Source organism: Kineococcus siccus (assembly GCF_009906795.1).
GTDB classification, from domain to species: domain Bacteria; phylum Actinomycetota; class Actinomycetes; order Actinomycetales; family Kineococcaceae; genus Kineococcus; species Kineococcus siccus.
Genome location: NZ_JAAALN010000027.1, coordinates 21,671 through 27,670, shown reverse-complemented (window position 1 = coordinate 27,670; position 6,000 = coordinate 21,671). Strand labels below are relative to the sequence as shown.

The 6,000-nt window shown below is 71.4% G+C and carries 6 protein-coding genes; all 6 read right to left on the bottom strand.

Annotated features, from left to right (window positions below; all coding sequences use genetic code 11):
- Positions 1–25: 25 nt before the first annotated feature.
- Entirely contained in the window at positions 26–799 is a 774-nt protein-coding gene (locus tag GTR02_RS05650) for an ATP-binding cassette domain-containing protein (protein WP_166606497.1), read from the bottom strand.
- Positions 796–1,641, bottom strand: coding sequence for an ABC transporter ATP-binding protein (locus GTR02_RS05645; RefSeq protein ID WP_338073609.1), 846 nt, complete (start codon positions 1,639–1,641; stop codon positions 796–798). Before GTR02_RS05645 ends, GTR02_RS05650 begins: the two co-directional genes overlap by 4 nt.
- Positions 1,634–2,809 (bottom strand): branched-chain amino acid ABC transporter permease, encoded by a 1,176-nt coding sequence (locus tag GTR02_RS05640; RefSeq protein ID WP_166606496.1) that lies wholly within the window; start codon positions 2,807–2,809, stop codon positions 1,634–1,636. The genes GTR02_RS05645 and GTR02_RS05640 overlap by 8 nt, the downstream gene beginning before the upstream one ends.
- Positions 2,806–3,789: an ABC transporter permease subunit gene (locus GTR02_RS05635; RefSeq protein WP_166606495.1), complete on the bottom strand. Its 984-nt coding sequence runs from the start codon at positions 3,787–3,789 to the stop codon at positions 2,806–2,808. The genes GTR02_RS05640 and GTR02_RS05635 overlap by 4 nt, the downstream gene beginning before the upstream one ends.
- 124 nt (positions 3,790–3,913) lie before the next feature.
- The gene (locus tag GTR02_RS05630) at positions 3,914–5,077 is read right to left on the bottom strand and encodes a branched-chain amino acid ABC transporter substrate-binding protein (RefSeq protein ID WP_166606501.1); all 1,164 of its coding nucleotides are present in this window, start codon (positions 5,075–5,077) and stop codon (positions 3,914–3,916) included.
- 226 nt (positions 5,078–5,303) lie between these two features.
- Positions 5,304–5,930 carry an ANTAR domain-containing response regulator gene (locus GTR02_RS05625; RefSeq protein ID WP_205708698.1) on the bottom strand — a complete coding sequence of 209 codons (627 nt, stop codon included), beginning with the start codon at positions 5,928–5,930 and terminating at the stop codon, positions 5,304–5,306.
- Between the last annotated feature and the right edge of the window lie 70 nt (positions 5,931–6,000).

Genomic DNA, 6,000 nt, shown 5'->3' with positions numbered 1-6,000 from the left:
GGTCGGGGTCGGTCGGGGGGGCGGCTCAGACGTCGCCGCCGAGGTAGGCGGCGCGGATCGAGTCGTCCGCGGCGAGCTCGGCGCCCGTGCCCTCGCGCACCACGCTGCCCGTCTCGAGCACGTAGGCCAGGTCGGCGGTGCGCAGCGCCTGGGCCGCGTTCTGCTCGACCAGCAGGACGGTGGTGCCCTGGTCGTTGATCTCCCGGATGATCGAGAAGATCTGCTGGATGAGCTTGGGCGCGAGACCCATCGAGGGCTCGTCCAGCAGCAGCAGCTTCGGCCGCGACATCAGGGCCCGCCCGATGGCGAGCATCTGCTGCTCACCCCCCGACATCGTCCCCGCGAACTGGCTCCGGCGTTCCAGCAGCCGCGGGAACAGGGTGAAGACGCGGTCCAGGTCCGCCGCGTACGCGGCCGTGCGCCGGTCGGTGCGCGTGTAGGCGCCCATGTCGAGGTTCTCCTCGACGCTCATGCCGGGGAAGATCCCGCGCCCCTCGGGCGCCTGGCAGATCCCGCGCGTGACGAGCTTGTGCGAGGGCACCTTCGTGATGTCCTCGCCCTCGAACACGATGCGGCCGGTCCGCACGCTGCGCAGCCCCGAGATCGTCTTCAGCGTCGTCGTCTTGCCCGCCCCGTTGGCGCCGATGAGGGTCGCGATGCCCCCCTGCGGGACCCGGAAGGAGACGTTGCGGATGGCCTCGATGCGCCCGTAGTTGACGCTGAGGTCGTCGACGACGAGGAGGTCCTCGCCGAGCGCGCGGCCCGCGGCTCCCGGGCCGGTCGCGGTGTCCGTGCTCACAGCAGCTCCCCGTCGTCGTCGACCTGGTCGTCGTCCACCCCGAGGTAGGCGGCGATGACGGCCGGGTCGTTGCGGATGTCGGCCGGCAGGCCGTCGGCGATCTTCTTGCCGAACTCCAGGACGACGATCCGGTCGGTCACGCCCATGACCAGGCGCATGTCGTGCTCGATCAGCAGCACCGTGTTCCCGAGGTCGCGCACCCGGCGGATCAGGTCCATGAGGCGCTGCTTCTCGACGGGGTTGAACCCCGCGGCGGGCTCGTCCAGGCACAGCAGCTTCGGCTTGGTCGCCAAGGCGCGCGCGATCTCCAGCCGGCGCTGCTCGCCGTAGGACAGGTTGCGCGCCAGGTCCTCCGAGCGGTGCCCGAGGTCCATGAGGTCGAGGAGCTCGTCGGCGAGGCGGTTGCCGTCCGCGGTCTCCCGCCGGTGCAGCGGCAGCCGGAACAGCGAGTTCAGCACCCCGGCGCGGTGGTGGGAGTCCGCCCCCACGAGGACGTTCTCCCGCGCGGTCATGTTCTGGAACAGGCGGATGTTCTGGAACGTGCGCGCGATGCCCAGGCGGTTGATCTGGTACCGCTTGCGGTTGCCCAGCGGCCGGCCGTCGAACACGACCCGGCCCGACGTCGGCTGGTACACGCCCGTGAGCGCGTTGAAGCACGTCGTCTTCCCGGCGCCGTTGGGCCCGATGAGGCCGAGGATCTCGCCCTGCCGGATGTCGAAGGAGACGTCGTTCAGCGCGACGACGCCGCCGAAGCGCAGCGTCACGGCCTCCATGGTCAGCAGCGGCGGGCCGAACTCGCGCGGGGTGCCCGTCGCGGCGCCGTCGGTGGTCAGCTCAGGCACGGATGCCCCCCTCCTTCGTGTCCCCGCCCGCGGAGCCCGAGTGCTCGAGCTCCGCCAGCTCGGCGGCGGCCGCCGTGGCGCGCCGGGCCCGGCGCGGCGGCAGCAGCCCCTGCGGGCGGAAGTTGGCCAGCAGCAGCAGCAGGAGCCCGAACGCGAGGACCCGGTACTCGGCGAACTCGCGGAACCGCTCCGGGAGGTAGGCGACGACGACGGCGCCGAGCAGGACGCCCCAGCGGTTGCCCTGACCGCCGATGACGACCGCCGCGAGGAACAGCACCGAGAGCTGGATGACGAACGTCTCGGGGTTCACGACCCCGGTCCGGGCCGCGTACAGCGCACCCGAGAGTCCGCCGATGAAGGCGCCCATCGCGAAGGCGAGCAGCTTGTAGCGGAAGGTCGGGACGCCGTTCAGCTCGGCGGCCTCCTCGTCCTCCCGCGTCGCCTCCCACGCCCGGCCGACGCGCGAGGACTGCAGCAGCACGTCGGCGACGAGGACGACGATGATCACGGTCAGCGCGAGCCAGTAGTAGGGGATGCCGTCCAGCAGCCCGAACTCCATGAACGTCGACTGGGTCCCGAGGTCCACGTAGGCGACGAAGCCGTCCCACTGCAGCTGCGGCACGTCGAACAGCGGCAGGTCCGGCGGCCGCGGCACGTCGGTGATGCCCCGCGCGCCGTTGAGCCACTCGGTGTTGAGGAAGACGAGGCGGACGATCTCGCCGAACCCGAGGGTGACGATGGCCAGGTAGTCACCCCGCACGCGCAGCGTCGGCGCGCCCAGCAGCAGCCCCGAGGCCGTCGTGATGCACACGGCCAGGACGACGAGCAGGACGAACGGCAGCTTCCCGTGCAGCGAGCCGAAGACCGCGACCGTGTAGGCACCGATCGCGTAGAACCCGACGTAGCCGAGGTCGAGCAGACCCGCGTAGCCCAGCACGATGTTCAGGCCCAGCGCGACCAGGCCGTAGGCGGCGACGGTGAACATCACCGACCCGAAGTCGGACTGCGGGGTCGAGATGAGCGGCGGGTTCAGCAGCGGCAGCGCGTAGCAGAACAGGGCCAGCAGGACCCAGACGACGATCTTCGCGGGCCGCGGCAGCGCGGCCCAGCGGTCGCCGACGGTGCGGCGCGCGGGCCGGCGGGCGGGAGCCGTGGTCGAGGTGCTCATGCGCGCGCCTTCCCCAGCGACTCGCCCAGGATGCCCGTCGGGCGGAACAGCAGGACGAGGACGAGCAGGAGGAACGACACGACGTCCTTCCAGTTGGAACCGAGCAGGTTCGAGCCGTAGTTCTCGGCGAGCCCCAGGACCAGGCCACCCAGCAGGGCGCCCCGGATGTTGCCGATGCCCCCGAGCACCGCGGCCGTGAAGGCCTTGATGCCGAGGATGAAGCCGACGTTGAACCGCGTGACGCCGATGTGCATGAGGTACAGCACCGCGGCCGCACCGGCCATCAGCCCCCCGAGCAGGAAGGTCAGCTGGATGACGCGGTTCTTGTCCACGCCCATGAGGGCCGCGGCCTCCGGGTCCTGCGACACCGCGCGGACCCCGCGCCCGAGCCGTGACCGGCGCACGAACTGGTCGAGCCCGACCATCATCAGGACGGCGGCCACGAGGACGATCACCTGCGTGGAGCGGACCTGGAAACCGCTGATGCTGAACAGCGTCACCGACGGCAGCGGGTTGGTGAAGGAGACGTACTCCCGCGCGCGCTCGACGTAGGGCGCGAGCGGCTGCGACAGCCCGACCCACTCGGTGATCTTGTCGCGCAGCCCCATGACCTCGGACAGCACGAACGACATGCCGATCGCGGAGATCAGCGCCACCAGGGGCGGCGCGTTCTTCGTGCGCAGCCGGCGGTACGCGACGCGCTCCACGACCAGGGCGACGCCGCCGCTGACGACCATGGCGGCGACGAGCGCGAGGAGCAGCAGGCCCACCGCGGGGAGCACGCCCATCCCGGTGCGGGCGCCGAGCACCATCATGACCCAGACGGCCGCGAAGCTGCCCCACATGAAGACCTCGGAGTGGGCGAAGTTGATGAGGCGCAGGACGCCGTAGACGAGGGTGTACCCGAGGGCGAACAGCCCGTAGATCGCACCCACGACCAGACCCGTGAAGGTCAGGTCGATGAAGGTTTCGAGGCTCACGAGACCACCGGAGGTCTGGGGGGTGCGCGCGGCGCGGCGCGCCGGGCGGCACCCGGGTCGGACGGTCGGGCCACCGCGCACCGGCCCCGCCGCGGAGTGCGACGGGGCCGGTGGGCGGACGGGGTCAGGAGGCCTTGATCTCCTGGTCGGCGACGATCTGGCCGCCCTCGATCTTGTAGGCCCACACGGTGACGTCGCTGGGCTCGCCCTTCTCGTCGAACTTCAGCTGCTTGGTGACGCCGGGGGCGTCGTAGGTCTTGACGAAGGCCAGCAGGTCCTCGCGCGTGGTGTTCCCGGCCTCGATGCCCGCCATGAGGATCGTGGCAGCGTCGTAGCCCTCGGCCGAGTACGTGCCGGGCGCCGTGCCGTAGGCCGCGGTGTAGTCGGCCACGAACGTGCCGCCGGCCTTGTCCGGGGGCAGGCACGGGCAGGTGATGATCGTGCCCTCGGCGTTGGCCGCGCCGGCCGCGGTCACGAGGCCCTCGTCCTTGGCGCCGTCGTCCGTGACGAACGTCGTGGTCACGCCGGCCTCGCGCATCTGCTTGAGCAGCAGCCCGGCCTCGGAGTAGTAGCCGCCGTAGAACACCGCGTCCGCGCCCGAGGCGCGGATGCCCGCGACCACGGCGGAGAAGTCGGTCTGCCCGGTCTGCACGGTGTCGTTGCCCGCGCTGGCCGCGCCGAGGCTCGTCCGCACGATGTCGGCCAGGCCCTTGCCGTACTCGCTGGCGTCGTCGATGACGTAGACCTTCTTGGCCTGCAGCGTGTTCGTGATGTACGAGGCCGCGGCCGGGCCCTGCGAGGCGTCGTTGCCGAGCACGCGGAAGAACGTCTCCCAGCCGTTGTCCGCCAGCGCCGGGTTCGTGGCCGACGGGGTGATGCCGACGAGACCGGCCTCCGCGAACAGCGGGTCGGCGACCTTGGACTCGCCCGAGAACGCCGGGCCGACGAGGCCGAGCACCTTGGTGTCGCGCACCGCCTGCGTGGCGAGACCCGAAGCCTGGTCGGGCAGGCCCTGCGAGTCGTACGGCGTCACCGTGACCTGGCAGGCGTCGGGCTTCGCGTTGTGCTGCTCGACCGCGAGCTTGACGCCGTTCTGGATGTTGTTGCCGAGGTTGGCGTTGGGCCCGGTCAGGGCGCCGAAGAAACCGATGCTGGCGCCCTCGGGGCAGCCGGCCGCGGCGCCCGCCGAGGACTCGGTGTCGGTGCTGCCACCGGTCGTCCCCCCGCAGGCGGTGAGGAGCAGGGCAGCAGCGGCGAACGGTGTCGCGAGCTTGACGATCGAGCGCACGGGGGTGTCCTCCTGGGCCGTGGACACGGTGCGCAGCACGCACCGCGAGATCCACCGGTGGACGGTGGAGCCGGGGTGAACAGTAAGGGAGGACTGTGCGCTCGTGGTGGACGCCGTGCAGGTGTTCACCGGTCCGTTACACGCGGTGCCCGCCGTGACGGCGCCGGAGCACGACGAGGGGCCCGCCGTTCGGCGGGCCCCTCGTCGCGGGAGGTCGGTGGTGCGGTCAGGAACGGTCCTCGCCCGCGCTGATGACGGTGGTCGCCACCTCGCGCATCGTCAGGCGCTTGTCCATCGAGGTCTTCTGGATCCAGCGGAACGCCTCGGGCTCGGACATCCCGAACTGGGTCTGCAGCTTGGACTTGGCGCGGTCGACGAGCTTGCGGGTCTCGAAGCGGTCGGCGAGGTCGGCGACCTCGTCCTCGAGCGCGATGATCTGCTGGTGGCGGCTGACGGCGATCTCGACGGCGGGCAGCAGGTCCGCGGACGTGAACGGCTTCACCACGTAGGCCATCGCCCCGGCGTCGCGGGCGCGCTCGACGAGTTCGGACTGCGAGAAGGCGGTGAGGAGGACGACGGGGGCGATGCGGGCCTTGACGATGCGCTCCGCGGCCGAGATGCCGTCCAGGACGGGCATCTTGATGTCCATGACGACGAGGTCGGGCTTGTGCTCCTCCGCGAGGGCCACCGCCTCCTCGCCGTTGCCGGCCTGACCGACGACGTCGTACCCCGCCTCCTGCAGCATCTCGACGATGTCGAGGCGGATGATGGCCTCGTCCTCCGCCACCACGACGCGCCGCGCGGTCGTCGAGGAGGTGCTGGGGGTGTCGGCAGTGTTGGTCACGGGAGGCATCCTAGACGGACTGCCCCGCGCGCGCCGAAGCCTCCCGCCCGGGCCGCGACAGGGTGCGGAGGCCTGCGCC

What these genes read in the sequence shown, in the direction of transcription:
- GTR02_RS05640 (WP_166606496.1), bottom strand. Translation starts at nt 2,809, where the DNA reads ATGAGCACCTCGACCACGGCTCCCGCCCGCCGGCCCGCGCGCCGCACC.
- GTR02_RS05625 (WP_205708698.1), bottom strand. Translation starts at nt 5,930, where the DNA reads ATGCCTCCCGTGACCAACACTGCCGACACCCCCAGCACCTCCTCGACG.